The organism is Streptococcus sp. A23 (assembly GCF_043674155.1).
In the GTDB taxonomy this organism is placed as follows: Bacteria; Bacillota; Bacilli; order Lactobacillales; family Streptococcaceae; genus Streptococcus; species Streptococcus suis_V.
Map to the genome: position 1 here is coordinate 1 of NZ_JBIMJP010000037.1, position 1,001 is coordinate 1,001.

Consider the following 1,001-nt stretch of genomic DNA (forward strand, 5'->3'; position numbering starts at 1 on the left):
CACTCAATGGTCAGACAGGAGATGAGTTTGGCTATGATCCAGCAGCTAAGATCAAGGAATTCGAAAACCTCGGATACACCGTAGTTAACCGTGATAACTACAGCCCAACAGGTACCTTCGATAACATCGATGGCAACTCCCAAGACTTCACATACGAGTTGACACCAAAAGTAAGCCCAATCACCCCAACTGATCCAGGTAAACCAGGTCAACCGATCGATCCGAACAATCCAGATGGTCCAAAATGGCCAACTGATAAGGGTGTTGATGATGTGAGCCGTACGATTAGCCGTACTGTCACTTATGTCAAGGCTGAAGGTGGAGAAGCTGCACCAAGCTCAAGCAACACTGTTACCTTCGAACGTTCAGGTGAAATCAACCACGTTACAGGTGAAGTGACATGGCAAGCATGGACAGCTAAGGCCGGCGATGCGACCCTTGAAGGTCATCCATTACCTCTTGTGACAGGCTACTTGGCACAAAGCGCAACTAACAATGGCTCTGAAGTAGCTCCAAGTACTACAGCAGAAGCGGTTGTGGCTACAGAAGCAACTGGCAACATCACAGAAGAAGTAACTTATGTGAAACTTGGTTCATGGATTCCACAACCACCAACAGGTACAGTGGAAGTTCCACCAACTGTTTACCCTAACAATCCGGATGATCCGACAAAACCAGGTACAGACGTTCCAACGATTCCATACATCCCAGGTTATATCCCAGTAGGACCAGATGGTACAACTCCATTGACTCCAGTCGATCCAGCAGATCCAACGAAGGGTTATGAAGCACCACCAGTACCAAATGATCCAACAACAGATACAACGATTCCGTATGTGAAAGCAGCTCAAACAGGTAGTGTGAAATTCGTGGATACTAGCGATAATTCCGTTAAATTCACAGAAGCACTCAATGGTCAGACAGGAGATGAGTTTGGCTATGATCCAGCAGCTAAGATCAAGGAATTCGAAAACCTCGGATACACCGTAGTTAACCGTGAT

1 pseudogene is annotated in these 1,001 nt (G+C 46.7%); it reads left to right on the forward strand.

The annotated features are described in order from the left end of the window. Positions 1-1,001: pseudogene (locus ACHBIE_RS10755) on the forward strand (mucus-binding protein); the annotation flags it as partial.